At 64.0% G+C, this 18,442-nt stretch carries 12 protein-coding genes; 7 read left to right on the top strand and 5 right to left on the bottom strand.

From position 1 onward, the window contains the following. Nucleotides 1-39 precede the first annotated feature (39 nt). The 3 genes from FJ428_RS13715 to FJ428_RS13705 all read left to right on the top strand — a co-directional run bounded on the left by FJ428_RS13715 (nt 40) and on the right by FJ428_RS13705 (nt 2,813). A complete protein-coding gene (locus FJ428_RS13715) occupies nt 40-1,284 on the top strand; it encodes an FAD-binding oxidoreductase (RefSeq protein ID WP_140879569.1) in 1,245 nt (414 codons plus the stop codon). A gap of 89 nt (nt 1,285-1,373) precedes the next feature. Beyond that, nucleotides 1,374-2,324: an SPFH domain-containing protein gene (locus tag FJ428_RS13710; protein ID WP_140624323.1), complete on the top strand. Its 951-nt coding sequence runs from the start codon at nt 1,374-1,376 to the stop codon at nt 2,322-2,324. Nucleotides 2,325-2,348: 24 nt separating this feature from the next. Further along, nucleotides 2,349-2,813 (top strand): NfeD family protein, encoded by a 465-nt coding sequence (locus FJ428_RS13705; RefSeq protein ID WP_140686033.1) that lies wholly within the window; start codon nt 2,349-2,351, stop codon nt 2,811-2,813. A gap of 114 nt (nt 2,814-2,927) precedes the next feature. On the opposite strand, the gene FJ428_RS13700 is transcribed toward FJ428_RS13705, so the two are convergent. Further along, complete coding sequence (locus FJ428_RS13700) at nt 2,928-3,929, bottom strand: KpsF/GutQ family sugar-phosphate isomerase (protein WP_140686034.1); 1,002 nt, start codon at nt 3,927-3,929, stop codon at nt 2,928-2,930. A 227-nt stretch (nt 3,930-4,156) separates the two neighbouring features. Here FJ428_RS13700 and FJ428_RS13695 point away from each other — a divergent pair, with 227 nt between their 5' ends. Beyond that, entirely contained in the window at nt 4,157-5,938 is a 1,782-nt protein-coding gene (locus FJ428_RS13695; RefSeq protein WP_181165244.1) for an outer membrane beta-barrel protein, read from the top strand. A 56-nt stretch (nt 5,939-5,994) separates the two neighbouring features. Here the strand turns inward: FJ428_RS13695 and galU are convergent, their stop codons facing one another. Then, entirely contained in the window at nt 5,995-6,909 is a 915-nt protein-coding gene (galU, locus tag FJ428_RS13690) for a UTP--glucose-1-phosphate uridylyltransferase GalU (protein WP_181165245.1), read from the bottom strand. 201 nt (nt 6,910-7,110) lie between these two features. Here galU and FJ428_RS13685 point away from each other — a divergent pair, with 201 nt between their 5' ends. Next, the gene (locus FJ428_RS13685; RefSeq protein WP_140496283.1) at nt 7,111-8,334 is read left to right on the top strand and encodes a lytic murein transglycosylase; all 1,224 of its coding nucleotides are present in this window, start codon (nt 7,111-7,113) and stop codon (nt 8,332-8,334) included. Nucleotides 8,335-8,361: 27 nt separating this feature from the next. Beyond that, a complete protein-coding gene (locus tag FJ428_RS13680) occupies nt 8,362-9,591 on the top strand; it encodes a DUF459 domain-containing protein (RefSeq protein ID WP_140560304.1) in 1,230 nt (409 codons plus the stop codon). Nucleotides 9,592-9,747: 156 nt separating this feature from the next. Here FJ428_RS13680 and FJ428_RS13675 read toward each other — a convergent pair whose 3' ends face one another. Together FJ428_RS13675 and gltB are read right to left on the bottom strand one after the other, a co-directional pair. Next, a complete protein-coding gene (locus tag FJ428_RS13675; RefSeq protein WP_140879568.1) occupies nt 9,748-11,202 on the bottom strand; it encodes a glutamate synthase subunit beta in 1,455 nt (484 codons plus the stop codon). Nucleotides 11,203-11,344: 142 nt separating this feature from the next. Beyond that, nucleotides 11,345-16,069 carry a glutamate synthase large subunit gene (gltB, locus tag FJ428_RS13670; RefSeq protein WP_140560303.1) on the bottom strand — a complete coding sequence of 1,575 codons (4,725 nt, stop codon included), beginning with the start codon at nt 16,067-16,069 and terminating at the stop codon, nt 11,345-11,347. Between the two features lie 473 nt (nt 16,070-16,542). Between gltB and FJ428_RS13665 the strand changes: the two genes are divergently transcribed. Next, nucleotides 16,543-17,595 (top strand): low specificity L-threonine aldolase, encoded by a 1,053-nt coding sequence (locus tag FJ428_RS13665; protein ID WP_140513688.1) that lies wholly within the window; start codon nt 16,543-16,545, stop codon nt 17,593-17,595. Between the two features lie 73 nt (nt 17,596-17,668). On the opposite strand, the gene FJ428_RS13660 is transcribed toward FJ428_RS13665, so the two are convergent. Continuing rightward, on the bottom strand, nt 17,669-18,136 hold the full coding sequence (locus tag FJ428_RS13660) for an Hsp20 family protein (protein ID WP_140496288.1): 468 nt from the start codon (nt 18,134-18,136) through the stop codon (nt 17,669-17,671). Nucleotides 18,137-18,442: the final 306 nt, after the last annotated feature.

Here is an 18,442-nt window from a genome sequence, read left to right as displayed (position 1 = left end):
CGTTCCGGGGCGTTGAGGCGCGCCTTCCGGAGACCATCGATGCCCCGCAAGCTCGACCTCAGAAGCGGGCGGCCAGTCTGGTCCGCCTATCGGGCACCCGCTGTCCCGACAAGCGCTCTGACCCGTGACGCCAAGGCCGATGTGCTGGTAATAGGCATGGGCATCAGCGGCGCCATGATCGCAGAAGCGCTGACGGCGGACGGCCGTTCGGTGATCTGCATCGACCGGCGCGGCCCGCTGAGAGGGTCGACGTCGGCGACCACCGCTCTGGTGCAGTTCGAGATCGACCAGCCGCTGACGGCACTCGGCAGGATGATCGGCAAGGCCTCGGCGGAACAGGCCTGGCGGCGCTCGCGTCTGGCCGTTTCCAACCTTGCCGGCCGCATAGCCGAGCTCTCCATCAACTGCCGCCTGAGCCGCGCCCCCTCCCTCTATCTGGCCGGTACCGTGCTCGGCCCATCGCAGTTGCGTGACGAGACCGAGGCGCGGCGACAGGCGGGCATCGCCGCGACCTATCTCGCCCCTGCGCCGCTGGCTGCGCGATTCGGCATCGAGCGCGACGGCGCCATCCTCAGCCATGGCAACATCGTGCTCGATCCGCGCAAACTGACCGCCGGATTGCTGCTGAAGGCGCTGGAGCGCAAGGCGCGCCTCTACGCCCCGGTCGAGGCGACCACGATCGAAGACAGCGCCAAGGAGGTCGTCGTCGCCACCAGGGGCGGCCCCATAATCAGCGCGCAGCACGTCCTGCTCGCGACCGGCTACGAGTTGACCGACATCGTGCCGGCAGCCGCCCACCGCGTCATCTCGACATGGGCCATCGCCACACGCCCGCAGCCGCGAAAGATTTGGCCGAACGCGGCCCTCATCTGGGAAGCGTCGGACCCCTATCTTTATGCAAGGGCGACAGCCGACGGCAGGGTGATCTGCGGCGGCGAAGACGAGGATTTTATCGACAAGGAACGGCGTGACGCGTTGATCGCCGGCAAGAGCCTGAGACTGGCCAGGAAGCTCGGCCGCCTGTTCCCGGATCTGGACACCAGGCCCGATTTTGCCTGGACCGGCTCCTTCGGCACCACAACCACCGGCCTGCCCTATATCGGCGCCATCCCTGGGCATCCGCGCATCCAGGCCGTGATGGGCTATGGCGGCAACGGCATCGCCTTCTCGCAAATCGCATCCGAAATCGTTTCTGCCGCCATCGCCGGATCGGAAGATACGGACGCAAGCCTGTTCGCCTTCAGGCACCGGCAGCAGCGACACAAACAATCCCTCATCACCTGATTGTAACGTTGTTGAAACACACTTAAGTGTTTGCTGAAGCCGGCTGCGGGAGAATGGCTCCCATGGCTTGCCTCTTGAGGGAGAGCCAAATGGATTTCAGTGGTTTCGATATCGCGATTATTGTTCTGGTCGCTCTTGTCGTGCTGGTGCTGTTCAAAGGCATAAAGACAATCCCGCAAGGTTACAATTATACGGTCGAACGCTTTGGCCGTTACACGAAAACGCTGTCGCCAGGCCTCAACCTCATCGTGCCGTTCATCGATCGCATCGGCGCCAAGTTGAACATGATGGAGCAGGTGCTCGACGTCCCGAGCCAGGAGATCATCACCCGCGACAACGCCATCGTCGGCGTCGACGGCATCGCCTTTTTCCAGATCCTCAACGCGGCGCAGGCGGCCTACCAGGTTTCCGGCCTGCAGAACGCCATCCTCAACCTGACCATGACCAACATCCGCACCGTGATGGGCTCGATGGACCTCGACGAGCTGCTGTCGAACCGCGACGCGATCAACGAGCGCCTGCTGCGCGTGGTCGACGAAGCGGCCCATCCCTGGGGCATCAAGATCACCCGCGTCGAGATCAAGGATATCAATCCGCCCGCCAACCTGATCGAATCGATGGGCCGGCAGATGACGGCCGAACGCAACAAACGCGCGCAGATCCTTGCCGCCGAAGGCCTCAAGCAGTCGCAGATCCTCGAGGCCGAAGGCCGCAAGGAAGCCGCCTTCCGCGATGCCGAGGCACGCGAGCGCTCCGCCGAAGCGGAAGCCCGCGCCACGCAAGTGGTGTCGGAAGCGATCTCCAAGGGAGATGTGCAGGCGCTCAACTACTTCGTCGCCCAGAAATACACCGAAGCGCTGGGCAAGATCGGTTCGGCCACCAACAGCAAGATCGTGCTGATGCCTTTCGAAGCGTCGTCGCTGATCGGCTCGCTGGGCGGCATCGGCGAGATCGCCAGGGAAGTGTTCAAGGGCGACGGGCCGGCCGGCACGCAACGGCAGGTCTCACGACCTCCGGTCGTCAGGCCGAGCGACAACTAATGCCTTTGTGAGTGGATCAAAACCATGATCGACCGCATCGTTTCCGAACTCGGCCCGTGGAACTGGATGGTTCTGGGCTTCGTGCTTTTGGCGATGGAAATCATCGCACCGGGCATCTTCATGTTGTGGACCGGCATCGCCGCGCTGATCGTGGGCGCGGTATCGCTGCTGGTCTGGGATGCGGCCAGCTGGACTTGGCAGGTCCAGGTGCTCGTCTTCCTCGCGCTGTCGCTGGTCTCGGCATTGGTCGGCAAGAAACTCATCGGCGGACGCGACGAACCGACCGACCAGCCGCTGCTCAACCGCCGTGGGGCGCAGATGATCGGCAGGATGGCGACGCTGTCCGAGCCGATCCGCGACGGCCGCGGCCGCATCAAGCTCGGCGACACGCTGTGGCGCGTCTCTGGCCCTGACCTGCCGGCCGGCACCCAGGTGCGCGTCACCGGAGCCGCCGACACCGATCTCGAACTGACCGTCGAGCGGGTGTGAAACCGGCTCCGCGCTAGCGCAATTCCAGGAAAAGTGTGTACGGTTTTCCGTCCGGAATTGTGCAGAAACAAAGAGATAGAGCAGTTCGCCGTTTCCGTGAAACGGTGGACTGCTCTACGCGGCGCCGATGCGCAAGAGATCGTGCAGGTGGACGAGCCCGACAGGCTTGTTGCCCTCCACCACCATCAGGCTGGTGATGGCTGAATTGTTGATCGTCTGCAGCGCGGTCGCCACCAGCGTGTCCGGCGCGGCGGTCTTGGGGGATCTCGTCATCACCTCATCGACCGTCATCGCCGTCAGGTTGCTGCCTATGTGACGCCTGATGTCGCCATCGGTGACGATGCCGATCAGCGCGCCGTCGGCGGCGGTGACCGCCACGCAGCCGAAGCCCTTGCGCGACAACTCCAGGATCGCGTCCTGCATGCCGGTGCCCGAAATGACCAGCGGCAACCTCTCGCCGACATGCATGATCTCGCGGATCTGCATCAGGTTGGCGCCGAGCTGGCCGCCGGGATGGAAGGTGCGGAAATGATCGGGCGTGAAACCCCGCGCCTCGAGCAGGGCGATCGCCAGCGCGTCGCCCATCACAAGTTGCAGCAGTGCCGATGTCGTCGGCGCCAGGCCATGCGGGCAGGCTTCCGGCGCACGCGGCAGCAAAAGCACGACGTCAGCGGCGCGCGCCAGCGCCGATGTCTCACCGGACGTGATTGCAATGAGCGGGATGGAGAAGCGCCTGGAATAGGCGACGATGCCCATCATCTCCTTGCTTTCGCCCGACCATGACATGGCGATGATGGCATCGTCCCTGGCGATCATGCCGAGATCGCCGTGGTTGGCTTCAGCGGGGTGGACGAAAAAAGCCGGCGTTCCGGTCGAGGCCAGGGTCGCGGCGATCTTCGAGCCGATATGGCCGCTTTTGCCGACGCCGGTGACGATGACCCGGCCTTCGATCCTCGAGATCATGTCGACCGCTTCGGCAAAGGGCTTCGCCAGCCCATTTTCGAGCGCCTCGGCCAGCGCCGCCACTCCCGCCTGTTCGGTCGCCACCGTTCTTAGTGCCGAAGCGATAGAGGCCTGTCTGTCCAACGGCTTCTTGTCGAGGGATCGCGCATCCATGGCCGATGCGATTAGCGCTTTGTGCCGCGCCTGTCCAACGGAAATGCCTCCCCCGACCGTCTAGGAGAGCGGTTCGAATGAACGAAGCGCAAGGTCACGAATGTCGAGACCTGGAACAATGAGCGCTTGGAAAAGCAATCGCCCCCCGCCTCAACCCTCCGTTAACCATCCCCATTTACGGTTCGGTAAGTATGGCGCGCGCTCGCGCCGCGCAAGCAGTGGTGGCGATGTCCGGGGCCCAGTCAGAAAAGACGAGAAGGCGAAAGAGCAAGGCTGCCTGCGCCTTGCTGCTGGCGACCAGCATCTTCGGCCTGCCGCGACCGACGCTGTCCTTCGCCCAGGAAACGGAGCTGCGCGGCGAGGTCTCGGAATCGGCGATCCTGTCCGACCAGCAGCGCAAAGCGAGACTGGCCGCCATAGCCGGTCAGGGTCAACAGCAGCCAGCGAATGCCGCCGGTCAGGACGACACGCCGTCGCGCACCTATCTGCCCGCCAGCGCCGGCGCTGCTCCTGACGATAGCGGTGCCGCCTCGCCCACTGGCAGCATCTTCGACCCGCCGGCGGCCGGTGACGACGTGACCGCCGACAATCCGCCTCCGCCCAAACCACGCCGGCCATCGGCCACCGGGCAGGCCAATGCGGACAAGACCGCCGACAGGGCGAAGACAAAGAAAAAGAACACCACCGCGACGACCGACGCGACCACCACCGCCAGCACGGCCGACGATGCCGACGCCACCGTCACCGGCACCGGCACCGACCAGGAGACCGCCAACCGCCGCGCCGTCACGATCGACAGCGTCGACCGGCAGCAGCTCGATCCGGGCGCCGAACGCACCGCTTCCATCGAAGGGCAGAAGAAGAAAATCGAGGACGATCCGTTCACCGCTCCAGGCATCAAATGGGGCTCCTTCGTCATAAGGCCGACGCTGGAGCAGGGCCTGACCGCCACCTCGAACGGCGATTCCAGCAGTGCCGGCAAAGCGGCGCTGCTGTCCGAGACGGCACTGCGCTTTTCCGCCGCCTCCGACTGGCGCGAGAACTCCGCGACCATTGATGGTTATGGCCTCTTCCGCGAGACCGTCTCGGGCTACCCGGTTCACAATGAGCAAGGCCGCATCGAAGGCCAGCTCAATGTCGACCTCGACAACGAGCAACGCGCCGTCGCCAAGCTCGGTTACGAGGCCGTGCCGGAATCGGCCTCGTCGCCCGACGCCATTGCAGGCGTCAGCAAGCAACCGCTGCGCCAGACCATCGACGGCAGCCTCGGCATCGAAAAGGACGTCGGCAAGGCGCAATACACTTTGACCGGCGCGGTCTCGCACGACTTCTATGGCGACGCCAAGCTTTCTGACGACACCTCGCTGTCGCAGAAGGATCGTAACTCCACGCTTTATACGGCGACCTTGCGCACCGGCTACGAAATCTCCCCTGCCCTTACGCCTTTCACCGAAATCGAGCTCGGGCGCAGGGCCTATGATCAACGCTTCGACAATGAAGGCTTCGAGCGTTCATCAACGCGGCTTGGTGCCCGCGCCGGCCTCGAGCTCGACATGGGCGAGAAGCTCGCCGGCGAGTTCTCGGCCGGCTGGCTGCGGGAAGCGATCGACGACGACCGCCTGGGGGCGATCGCGGGTGCCACCGTGGACGCCGACCTGAAATGGTCGCCCGAACGCGGCACCACGATCGGCCTGACCGGGCGGACCACGGTCGAGCCCACGACCACCGCAGGTGAAAGCGGCGACATCCTCTATTCCGGCCGCCTCACGGCCGAACGCCAGATCCGCGCCAACCTGACCGGCAATGCCGCGCTGGGCCTGGACTGGCGCGATTATATCGGCATAGACGGCCATGACAGGGTGCTGAGCGCCGAAGCCGGGCTGACATGGTGGCTGAACCGCTATGCCGGCCTCACCACCCGCGCCAGGACCGAGAAGCTCACCAGCAACCTGCCTGGCCGCGACTACACCGCCAACAGCATCTATCTCGGCTTGAAGGTGCAGCGGTAAGCGCGGGCCGCTAAGCTGCGTGCCGCATCCGAGACATCGGCCAGACAGCGCCTCCCTTAAAGCGCCGCCACAACGTCCTCCGAAGGCGCCATCTCGTCGAGAAGCCTGCGGATAACGCCGGCCATGCTCTGGTTCATGTCGTTGCGCCAGAGCGCGAAGGCCACATTGGCCTCGACGAACCCTTCCGGCGATCCGCAATCGAAGGTGCGGCCCTGAAAGTGGTAGCCGTAGAAGGGCTGCTGCTTCTCCAGCTTCAGCATTGCGTCCGTGAGCTGGATCTCGTTTCCGGCGCCCTTCTCCTGGCCTTCGAGGATTTTGAAAATCTCGGGCTGCAATATGTAGCGGCCATTGATGTAGAGATTGGAGGGCGCGGTGCCGGTCTTCGGCTTTTCCACCATCTCGGTGATGCGGAAGCCATGATGGGTGGCTTCGCCCCGGCCGACAATGCCGTATTTATGGGTCTCGGCGGGATCGCATTCCTGAACCGCGATAATGTTGTTGCCGGTCTCGGCATAGAGGTCGACCATGTCCCTCATGCAGCTCTTTTCCGACTGCATGATCATGTCGGGCAACAAGAGCGCGAACGGCTCGTCGCCGACCAGTTCGCGCGCGCACCAGACGGCATGGCCAAGTCCGAGCGGCACCTGCTGGCGAGTGAAGCTGGTCTGTCCCGGCCCGGGCTGCAGCCGCTGCAGCCTGGCGAGCTGGTCGTCCTTGCCGCGCTGGGCGAGCGTGTCATAGAGCTCGAACTGGATATCGAAATGATCCTCGATGACCGCCTTGTTGCGCCCGGTGACGAAGATGAAATGCTCGATGCCTGCCTCGCGCGCCTCGTCCACCACGTATTGGATGACGGGCCGGTCGACCACGGTAAGCATTTCCTTGGGGACGGCCTTGGTGGCCGGGAGAAACCGCGTGCCGAGACCTGCGACCGGGAAAACTGCCTTGCGAACTCTCTTCATGCCTTCAATTATCCGTTTGCAGGCCGGCTCCGCAATCCCGCGCCGCGACATTTTCACGCCGGAATTGAGGATTATCGGGCGAATGAAGGGAAACTTGCACCGGTAGAAGCATCGAGGCGCCTTTTCGTTCCAGGGGCGGCCTATGGTAAACCAATTCCTAACCTGGTTCGGCGATGAATGGTCTTTCCCAAGACGGAGAAGGAGGAAAAGATGTCCGTTCGCAATGCCGCAAAGCGTTTCACCAGCGTCATGACGGCCGCCAGCCTCTCGCTCGCCATGCTGATGCCTGCCGGGCCGGCCTTCGCCGATGCCGGCTTCCGGCAATGGGTCGCCGGCTTCCGCGCCACCGCGGTGCAGGGGGGCGTTTCCGGCGCCGTCTATGACCGCGCCTTCAGGGGCATCGACGAACCCGATCCGGTGGTGCTGGAAAAAGCCCGAACCCAGCCGGAATTCACCGCACCCGCCTGGGATTATTTCGACAACCGCGTCCACGACCAGTCGGTCGCGGTCGGCCAGCAGATGGCCAGGAAATGGAAGCCGTGGCTGGACAGGATCGAGGCGAGGTTCGGCGTTGACCGCAACGTCCTGCTGGCCATCTGGTCGATGGAATCCAACTATGGCGAGATCCTCAAGCGCGACGACATCATGCGCAATGTCGTCCGCTCGCTGGCGACCCTGGCCTATGGCGATCAGAAGCGGTCGAAATATGCCCGCACGCAACTGGTCGCCGCACTGAAGATCCTCCAGACCGGCGACATCGACGAGAGCCACCTCATGGGCTCCTGGGCGGGCGCCATGGGCCAGACCCAGTTCATCCCGACCAGCTACCAGCACTATGCGGTGGACATGGACGGCAACGGCAAGCGCGACATCTGGAATTCCATTCCCGATGCCTTGGCGACATCAGCCAATCTGCTCAAGAAGAATGGCTGGCAGGCCGGCAAGACCTGGGGCTACGAGGTGGCCTTGCCGGCCGGCAAGCTGCCTGCAGGCTCCAGGACGCTGGCGCAATGGCAGGCGCTCGGCGTGGTCAGGGCGAGCGGCAAGCCGTTCAGGAACCTCAGCGACAAGGCGACGTTGAAAGTACCGGATGGCCGCGGCGGTCCCGCCTTCCTGATGATCAGGAATTTCTCGGTCATCAAGGCTTACAACAATGCCGACAAATACGCGCTTGCCGTTGGCCTTCTTGCCGACGAGATCGCCGGTTCCACCGGCCTCGTACAGGACTGGAAACGGCCTTTCACCAAGCTGACGTTCGAGGAAAGGCAGGAATTGCAGAAGCGGCTTTCCCAGCACGGCCTTTATGATGGCAAATTCGACGGCAAGATCGGCGACGGGTCGAAGTCGGCCATCATGGCCTATCAGGCAAAGGTCGGCTTGACCCAGGACGGCTATCCGAGCATGGAAGTGCTCAAATGGCTCAGGCAAAAATAGGGCCTGTCATGAACTGAGGAGGAGCGATTGGCTTGGGCTGCGCGCATCGGGACGTTCATTCCCCGCATGCTGGTGCTGTTCCTGGCCGTCGCCGTGCTCGCCGTCGCCATGGCAGGCGCCTTCCATGCGCCCGCCATGGCGCAGGAGCAGCAAAGCCGCGGCTGGTCATTGCGTGACCTTCTGTTCCCGCGCCGCAGCGAGCGGATCGAGCCGCCGCTGGACATCCAGAAACCAAGGCCCAGGCCCAAGGCAAAAAAGCCGCGCGCGCCGCGTCCGCCCGCGGAACCGGAAATCCCGATCGCCGAGAAGGCGCCGGACGCCCGGGTCGTCCTGGTGGTCGGCGATTTCATGGCGGCCGGGCTCGCCGAAGGTCTAGACACCGCCTTTGCCGAGAATACCGGCGTCAGGATCGTCGTTCGCTCCAATGGCTCGTCGGGCTTCGTGCGCGATGATTTCTACAATTGGCCAGAACAGATCAAATCATTGATAGAGACCGAAAAGCCCGCCGCCGTGGTCGTGATGCTGGGTTCCAACGACCGCCAGCCGATGAAGGTGGGGGATGTGCGCGAGCAGCCCCGTTCCGAGACCTGGACCAAGGAATACGAGCGCCGCACCGAAGCGTTCGGCAAGGCCATCGCCACGGCCAAGGTGCCTTTCCTGTGGGTCGGCATGCCGGCGTTCAGGGTTTCGAAGATGACATCCGACATGCTCGCCTTCAACGACATCTACCGTCAGGCGGCCGAAAGCCATGGCGGCGAATTTGTCGATATCTGGGATGGATTCGTCGATGAGAACGGCGCCTTCGTCACTAGTGGCCCCGACATCAACGGCCAGCCCGTGCGGCTGCGCTCCGATGACGGCATCAACATGTCGAAGGCCGGCAAGCGCAAGCTCGCCTTCTATACCGAAAAGCCGCTGATGAAGGTCCTGGGCCTGGCCGCGCCGGGAAGCGTCGCCCCGACCGCTGCTCCTGCCGGCGCGCCGGTCGAGGCGCCGGCGCCGGCCGCCGCTCCCATCGTCATTGACCGCACCGCGCCGATGCTGCTCAGCGATCCGGCGCTCGACGGCGGCACGGAACTGCTCGGCGCCGGACCGCCCGCGAAGGCCAACCCGGGCCTGCCCGGCGAAAAACTGGTGGTCGAGGGCAAGGCGCCGGTGGCTTCGCCCGGCCGCGCCGACGATTTCGCCTGGCCGCCGAAGACAAATCCGGCAGCCGCGGCCGCCAGGGCTGGCACGACGACGGCCATCACTCCTTAGCAACGCGGAGGGCCCGAAACCGTTTTCGGAACTCGCTGCTGCGAGTCATATGATGGCGTTTTCGAGAACCGGAGCGGAGCGTACTTTGGGGTACGTGAGCACCGGAAGCGCAGAAACGCCTTCAGATGGCCGCAGGAGTAGAGTTTCCAAACGGTCTCAGCGGGGCAGGACGCTCGAACCCATCAATGCCTCGTCGATCGAACGCGCCGCCTGGCGACCCTCGCGGATGGCCCAGACCACCAGCGACTGGCCGCGGCGCACGTCACCCGCGGCATAGAGCCTGTCGACGCTGGTCCGGTAGTCGCGGTCATTGGCCTCGACATTGCGGGAGCGTCGGCTGTCGGTGACGATCTTCATATCCCCTTCGAGCTCCGACACCACGCCGGCCATGGCCGGCCCGGCAAAGCCGATGGCGATGAAGGCGAGATCGGCGCGGATGACGAACTCGGTGCCGACGATCGGTCGGCGCTTATCGTCGACCTCGCAGCATTTGACACCGGTCAGCTGGCCTTCCTCGCCGATGAATTCGAGTGTCGCCACCTGGAATTCGCGCTCGGCGCCCTCGGCCTGCGAGGAGGAGGTGCGCATCTTGGTCGCCCAGTAGGGCCAGACGGCGAGCTTGTCTTCCTTCTCCGGCGGCTGCGGACGGATGTCGAGCTGCGTGACGCGCACGGCGCCTTGGCGGAAGGCGGTGCCGACGCAGTCGGAAGCGGTATCGCCGCCGCCGACGACGACGACATGCTGGCCGCTGGCGATGATCGGGTGCGACGGCCACGCCACCGACTGGATCGGCTCGCCGCCGACACGCCGGTTCTGCTGCACGAGATAGGGCATCGCGTCATAGACGCCGCCGAGATCGTCGCCGGGGATATTGGCCGCGCGCGGGGTCTCGGATCCGCCGCAATAGAGCACCGCGTCATGCTCGGCGAGCAGTTCGGCCACGGGCTTGTCGATGCCGACATTGACGCCGCAATGGAAGGTCACGCCTTCGCCCTGCATCTGCTCGATGCGACGATCGATATAGTGCTTCTCGATCTTGAAGTCCGGAATGCCGTAGCGCATCAGCCCGCCTGGCCGGCTTTCGCGCTCGTAGACATGGACATCATGGCCGGCGCGGCCGAGCTGCTGGGCGGCGGCCATGCCGGCCGGGCCGGAGCCGATGACGGCGACGCGCTTGCCCGTCTTCCTCTCCGGCGGATAGGGCCTGATATGGCCGTTCTCGTAGGCCTTGTCGGCGATCGCCTGCTCGACCGTCTTGATGGCCACCGGAATGTCCTCGAGGTTCAGCGTGCAGGCTTCCTCGCAAGGCGCGGGGCAGATGCGGCCGGTGAATTCGGGGAAATTGTTGGTCGAATGCAGGTTGCGGATCGCATTGTCCCAGTCCCTGTTATAGACGAGGTCGTTCCAGTCCGGGATCTGGTTGTGGATCGGGCAGCCGGTCGGCCCGTGACAGAACGGGATGCCGCAGTCCATGCAGCGCGCGGCCTGTTTCTCGACCTCCTTGTCCGACATCGGCAGCGTAAACTCGCGGAAATGCCGGATGCGGTCGGAGGCCGGCTGGTACTTGTGCACCTGCCGGTCGATCTCGAGAAAGCCTGTTACCTTGCCCATAGTCCAGTTCCTGCTGTCCAGATGGTGCGGTTTTCGCCGCACCCGTTAACCTCTTCAGGCAGCCGTGGCAACCTTCCGCGAGAGGTCAAATTATCAGTGACATGGAGCCGGGAAGCCTGGGCTTCCCGGCCTTTGCGAAGATCTATTCGGCCGCCACGCTCATGCGCATGCGTTCCATCTCGATCAGCGCGCGGCGGTATTCGACCGGCATGATCTTGCGGAATTTCGGCCGGAACGCCGCCCAATTGTCGAGGATCTCGCGGCCGCGCACCGAACCCGTATAGTGCACGTGGTTCGAGATCAGCTGATAGAGCCGCTCCTCGTCATGGCTGGTCATGTCACCCGAGACGTCGACGCGGCCCTTGTGGTCGAGGTCGCCGCCATGATGCAGCAGCTTTTCCATCAGGTCGTCTTCTTCCGGCACCGGCTCCAGCTCGACCATGGCCATGTTGCAGCGCTCGGCGAAATCGCCCGCCTCGTCCAGCACATAGGCAACGCCGCCCGACATGCCGGCGGCGAAGTTGCGGCCGGTCTTGCCGATGACGACGACGATGCCACCGGTCATGTATTCGCAGCCATGGTCGCCGACGCCCTCGACGACGGTGACGACGCCCGAGTTGCGCACCGCGAAGCGCTCGCCGGCGACACCGGCAAAATAAGCCTCGCCTTCGGTAGCGCCATAGAGCACCGTGTTGCCGACGATGATGGACTCGGCCGCGACGATCTTGGCTTCATCCGGCGGCCGGATGACGATGCGGCCGCCCGACAGGCCCTTGCCGACATAGTCGTTGCCGGCGCCGACCAGCTCGAAGGAGATGCCGCGCGCCAGGAAGGCGCCGAAGGACTGGCCGGCGGTCCCGGTCAGCTTCACCTGGATCGTATCCTCGCGCAGGCCCTTGTGCCTGAAGCGCTTGGCCACCTCGCCCGACAGCATGGCGCCCGCCGAACGATCGACATTGCGGATGTCGACCTCGATCTTGACCGGCTGCTTGGCCTCCAGTGCCGGCTTGGCCAGCTCGATCAGCTTGCGGTCGAGCACGTCGTCGATCGGGTGCTTCTGCCGCTCGGTCCAGTGCACCGCCTCATGTGGCGCATCGGGCTTGTAGAACATCCTCGAGAAGTCGAGCCCGCGCGCCTTCCAATGCTGGATCACGTCGCGCTTTTCCAGGAGATCGGCGTCGCCGATGATCTGGTCGATATGGGTGAAGCCCATTTCGGCAAGCAGTCCGCGCACCTCTTCAGCGACATAGAAGAAGAAGTTGATGACGTGCTCGGGCGTGCCCTTGAAGCGCTTGCGCAGCACCGGATCCTGCGTCGCCACGCCGACCGGGCAGGTGTTGAGATGGCATTTGCGCATCATGATGCAGCCGGCCGCGATCAGCGGCGCGGTCGAGAAGCCGAACTCGTCGGCGCCGAGCAGCGCGCCGATGATGACGTCGCGGCCTGTGCGCAATCCGCCATCGACCTGCAGCGCCACGCGCGACCTGAGACCGTTGAGCACCAGCGTCTGGTGCGTCTCGGCAAGGCCCATCTCCCACGGGCTGCCGGCATGCTTGAGCGATGTCAGCGGCGAGGCACCCGTGCCGCCATCGTAACCCGAGATGGTGATGTGGTCGGCGCGCGCCTTGGCGACGCCCGCCGCGACCGTGCCGACCCCGACCTCCGACACCAGCTTGACCGAAATGTCGGCCGCCGGGTTGACGTTCTTCAGATCGTAGATCAGCTGCGCCAGATCCTCGATCGAATAGATGTCGTGATGCGGCGGCGGCGAGATCAGGCCGACGCCGGGCGTCGAGTGCCGGACCTTGGCGATGGTGGCGTCGACCTTGTGGCCGGGCAACTGGCCGCCCTCGCCGGGCTTGGCGCCTTGCGCCACCTTGATCTGCATGACGTCGGAGTTGACGAGATATTCGGCCGTCACGCCGAACCGTCCGGAAGCGATCTGCTTGATCGCCGAACGTTCGGGGTTCTTGCCGCCGCCGGGCAGCGGCAGATAGCGGTCTGCCTCTTCGCCGCCCTCGCCAGTGTTCGACTTGCCGCCGATGGCGTTCATGGCGCGCGCCAGCGTCGTATGCGCTTCCCTGGAGATCGAGCCGAACGACATCGCGCCGGTCGAGAAACGCTTGACTATCTCGGCCGCCGGCATGACGTCGTCGAGACGGACCTTCTTGCGGCCGGTATCTTCCGCCAGCTTGATCTTGAACAGGCCACGAATGGTCTGCGCGCGCGCCGTCTCGCTGTCGATCTGCGCGGAATACTCCTTGAAGGTCTCCCAGGACCCCTGACGCACGGCGTGCTGCAAGGTGGCGACCGCGTCGGGCGACCACATATGCGCCTCGCCACGCATGCGGAACAGATATTCGCCGCCCACATCCAGGCTGTTGCGCAGCACCGGATCGTTGCCGAAACCATCCGTATGACGCCTGAACGTCTCCTCGGCGATCTCGTCCAGCCCGACGCCTTCGATCAGCGTGGCGGTGCCGGTGAAATACTTCTCCACGAAATCGGTCTTCAGCCCGATCGCGTCGAAGATCTGCGCGCCACAATAGGACTGGTAGGTCGAGATGCCCATCTTCGACATCACCTTGAGGATGCCCTTGCCGATCGACTTGATGTAGCGCGACACGACTTCGTAGGCGTCGACCTCTTCCGGCAATTCGCCGCGCTTGTGCATGTCGAGCAGCGTGTCGAAGGCGAGATAGGGATTGATCGCTTCGGCGCCGTAGCCGGCAAGACAGCAGAAATGATGCACTTCGCGCGGCTCGCCGGATTCCACGACGAGCCCGACCGAAGTACGCAGCCCCTTGCGGATCAGATGATGATGCACCGCGGCCGTGGCCAGAAGCGCGGGAATGGCGATGCGGTCCGGCCCGAGCTGGCGGTCGGACAGGATGATGATGTTGTAGCCGCCGGCGACCGCCGCTTCCGCCCGCTCGCACAGCCGATCGATGGCGCCCTGCATGCCGGCCGCGCCCTCGATCGAGGCATAGGTGATGTCGATCGTCTTGGTGTCGAACCGATCCTCGGTGTGGCCGATGGAGCGGATCTTTTCGAGATCGCCATTGGTCAGGATCGGCTGGCGCACTTCCAGCCGCTTGCGGCGCGAACTGCCGACCAGGTCGAATATGTTGGGCCGCGGGCCGATGAAGGACACCAGGCTCATCACCAGTTCCTCGCGGATCGGGTCGATCGGCGGATTGGTGACCTGGGCGAAGTTCTGCTTGAAATAGGTGTAGAGCAGCTTCGATCTGTCCGACATCGCCGAGATCGGCGTGTCGGTGCCCATCGAACCGACGGCTTCCTGGCCTGTGGTGGCCATCGGCGACATCAAGAGCTTGGTGTCTTCCTGGGTGTAGCCGAACGCCTGCTGGCGGTCGAGCAGGCTGACATCCTTGCGCAGCGCGCGCGGCTCGACCGGCTTCAGGTCCTCCAGGATGAGCTGCGTATTGGCGAGCCAGGTCTTGTAGGGATGCCTGGTGGCGATCTCCGACTTGATCTCCTCGTCGGAAACGATGCGGCCCTTGGCAAGATCGATCAAGAGCATGCGGCCGGGCTGCAGCCGCCACTTCTGGACGATCTTTTCCTCCGGCACAGGCAGCGCGCCGGCCTCCGACGCCATGATGACCCGGTCGTCGTCGGTGACGATGTAGCGCGCTGGCCGCAAGCCGTTGCGGTCGAGCGTGGCGCCGATCTGGCGCCCGTCGGTGAAGGCGACCGCGGCGGGCCCGTCCCACGGCTCCATCAGCGCCGCGTGGTATTCGTAGAAGGCCTTGCGGTCGGCGTCCATGAGCTTGTTGCCGGCCCAGGCTTCCGGGATCAGCATCATCATGGCGTGGCTGAGGCTGTATCCGCCCTGGAACAGGAACTCGAGCGCATTGTCGAAACATGCGGTGTCGGACTGGCCCTCATAGGAGATCGGCCAGAGCTTGGAGATGTTGTTGCCGAACAGCTCCGAATCCACCGACGCCTGGCGCGCCGCCATCCAGTTGTTGTTGCCGCGCACGGTGTTGATCTCGCCATTATGCGCGACCATGCGATAGGGATGCGCCAGCTTCCACGAGGGGAAGGTGTTGGTGGAGAAGCGCTGGTGGACCAGGATCAGCGCCGTTTCGAAGCGCGGATCGGACAGGTCCTTGTAATAGGCTCCGACCTGATAGGCCAGGAACATGCCCTTGTAGACGATGGTGCGCGCCGACAGCGACACGCAGTAGGCGCCGATGTCCTTGTTGTCGTTCTCGGCGTAGATGCGGCCCGATATGACCTTGCGCAGCAGATAGAGCCTGGCCTCGTACTCCTCGTCGTCGGGAATGTCGGCCGTGCGTCCGATGAAGACCTGCCGGTGGAACGGCTCGGATGCCACGATATCCGGGGCCTTGGAGAGCGACGAATTGTCGACCGGCACGTCACGGAAGCCGAGCAGCGGCAGCCCCTCGGACTGCGCCGATTCGGCAATGATGTCCTCGACATGGGCGCGCAGCGCGGCATCCTGCGGCATGAACCAATGGCCGACGCCATACTGCCCCGCCGACGGCAGCTCGACGCCCTGCGCGGCCATCTCCTCGCGGAAGAAGCCGTCGGGTATCTGCACCAGCACGCCCGCGCCGTCGCCCATCAGCGGATCGGCGCCGACGGCGCCGCGATGCGTCAGGTTTTCGAGCATGGAAAGCCCGTCCTCGACGATCGTGTGCGACTTCGCGCCCTTCATGTTGACGATGAAGCCGACACCGCAGGCATCGTGCTCGTTGCGCGGGTCGTAAAGGCCCTGGGCGGTCAAACCGGTGCGGCGGGTATTGGCCAGGGTTTTGACGGCTGCCGCTTTCGTCTGCGCGGCCTTGCCGTTCGTCGCAGCGTGCGTCAATTCCGTCATCGTCCTGTCCTCCATTCCGCGTCCTTGCGGGCGCTGGTTTGCCTCGGGAAGCGCATTGCTTCCCCTTCATCCTTACGGCACGTCTTGCGAAATCCTTGCCGAACCATGCGGCTCGCCGCGCGGTTCGCATCCGGTATCGTACAGGCCAGAGCACGGCCGTCCACCTGTCGCTCGCGGCAAAAGCCGGAGAGGCTTAGAATACGCCAATCCAGCCTGTTTTGCGCGACAAAATAAGACAGCACTACTGTCCTAAATTTTTATGGCAGAAAAGCCGGGCGCATACAAGACCGATTCACAAAAAACTTCGGCGTTCCGCGACACAAAGTTTCGTGAAATACCCGCTAAACGCAAGCTTCGGTCCCTGCCGGTTTTCGGCAGCTCGCTGGCTTTACCCGTTTTCTGGCGTCTGGCCCTTGCGAGCCAGCCATGAAACCGGTCAAGGTTGCAGCGATTTTCCCAGCACAGGCAGATGCATGTTCTTCGCTTCCGACAATTGGGCAGGCGCCCACCCCAACATCGCCTCCGGCCTCTCGGCCCACGCCGGCGGCTTTTCCACTGCCTATGGCGATGGCGCGCTCGACCAGGCCGTCTGCCAGCGCTTCAGCGAAATCTTCGAACGCGAGGTTGCGGTGTTCTTCGTGGCCACCGGCACCGCCGCCAATTCGCTGGCGCTGACCGCCTACAACAAGCCCGGCGGCATTTCCTTCGCTCATCGCGAATCGCATGTCATCGAAGATGAGTGCGGCGCGCCAGAATATTTCTCCGGCGGCTCGCGGCTGCATGCCGTCGACGGCGCGCTGGGCCGGATCGATCCGCACAATCTGGAAACGGCGATCGGCCGTTTCGCCGGCGAGGTGGTCCATTGGGGCCGGCCGATGGCGGTCTCGATCACCCAGTCGACGGAGGTCGGCACGGTCTACGGCCTGCATGACATCGCCGCGATCTCGGCCATCGCGCGGCAACATTCCGTGCCATTGCATATGGACGGCGCCCGCTTTGCCAATGCACTGGTCGCGCTCGACACGACGCCCGCCGAAATGACCTGGAAAAGTGGCGTCGACATACTGTCTTTCGGCGGCACCAAGAACGGCTGCTGGTGCGCCGAGGCGATCGTGCTGTTCGATCTCGAGCGTGCCCGGGAATTGGCCTTCCTGCGCAAGCGCGCCGCCCAGCTGTTTTCCAAATCGCGCTTTATCGCGGCACAGTTCGAGGCTTATTTCCGCGACGGCCTGTGGCTCGACACCGCCAGGCACGCCAATGCCATGGCTGCCCGCCTTGCCGCGGCGATCGAGGATTCCCAGACGGCGAAACTGGCTTGGCTGCCGCAAGCGAACGAGGTTTTCGCGGTGATGAAAAAGGCTGAAGCCGACAGGCTGCAGGCGGCGGGTGCTGTTTTCTACGACTGGCACAAGCCGCATGGCTTCGAAGGCCATATCGGCGAGGACGAATTGCTCTATCGCTTCGTCACCAGTTTTGCGACGACGTCAGAGGAAGTCGACCGCTTTGGCCAGTTGATCGCCGGGTAATTGCTGTTCCCGGCAAATAAAAAAGAAGCGGCGCCTTTCGGCGCCGCTTCCGTCTCGGGAGGAGACTTAGGGATTACGCAGCGGTCTTGGCCTCGATCTGCTTGGCCTTGGCCGGAGCCGAAGTGATCGCGATCTTGCGCGGCTTCAGTTCCTCGGGGATGTTGCGCTTCAGGTCGACGAAGAGCAGGCCGTTCTTCAGCGTGGCGCCCACGACCTCGACGTGGTCGGCAAGCTGGAAGCGGCGCTCGAAGGCCCTGGAGGCAATGCCGCGATAGAGCAGTTCGGAACCCTCGCCGGTGCCCTCATCCTTGCGCTCGCCTTTCACGGTTAGCACATTGCGGTGGGCCTCGATCGAGATCTCCTCGTCCGAGAAGCCGGCGACAGCCATCGAGATGCGGTAGGCATCCTCACCGGTGCGCTCGATATTGTAGGGCGGATAGGTCTGCGCGCCGTCGGGCTGCGCAAGCGAATCAAGCATGGTGAAGAGACGGTCGAAGCCGACGGTCGAGCGATAGAGCGGGGAAAAATCAACGTGACGCATGGTGTGTTCTCCTGTTGAGCAACAAGGTTTGCGTTTGGCCGGTGCGAAACCCGTGAGCGGCGTTCCGGTTTGACCAGCGGCCCCGACGTTGGCGGCCGCAATCCACATTTGGGGAGCGGGCAAAGCCATTTCAAGATTTTGCCTCCCGGCAAAAATCGAGGATGAACGGCAGATGAACCGGCGCTTTTGCGCGCGTTCAGACAGCCCCCGCTAGACTGCTCTCGACATCAAGGACAAGCGGCGCCGGATTTGCATGGACCGGGCGCCGCGACGAGGCCGAACCGGGTGCAACGTCCCTTCCTCCCG

The organism is Mesorhizobium sp. B2-8-1 (assembly GCF_006440955.1).
Lineage (GTDB): Bacteria > Pseudomonadota > Alphaproteobacteria > Rhizobiales > Rhizobiaceae > Mesorhizobium.
The sequence above is the reverse complement of the archived record's forward strand: the minus strand, read 5'-3'. Positions and strand labels throughout refer to the sequence as shown.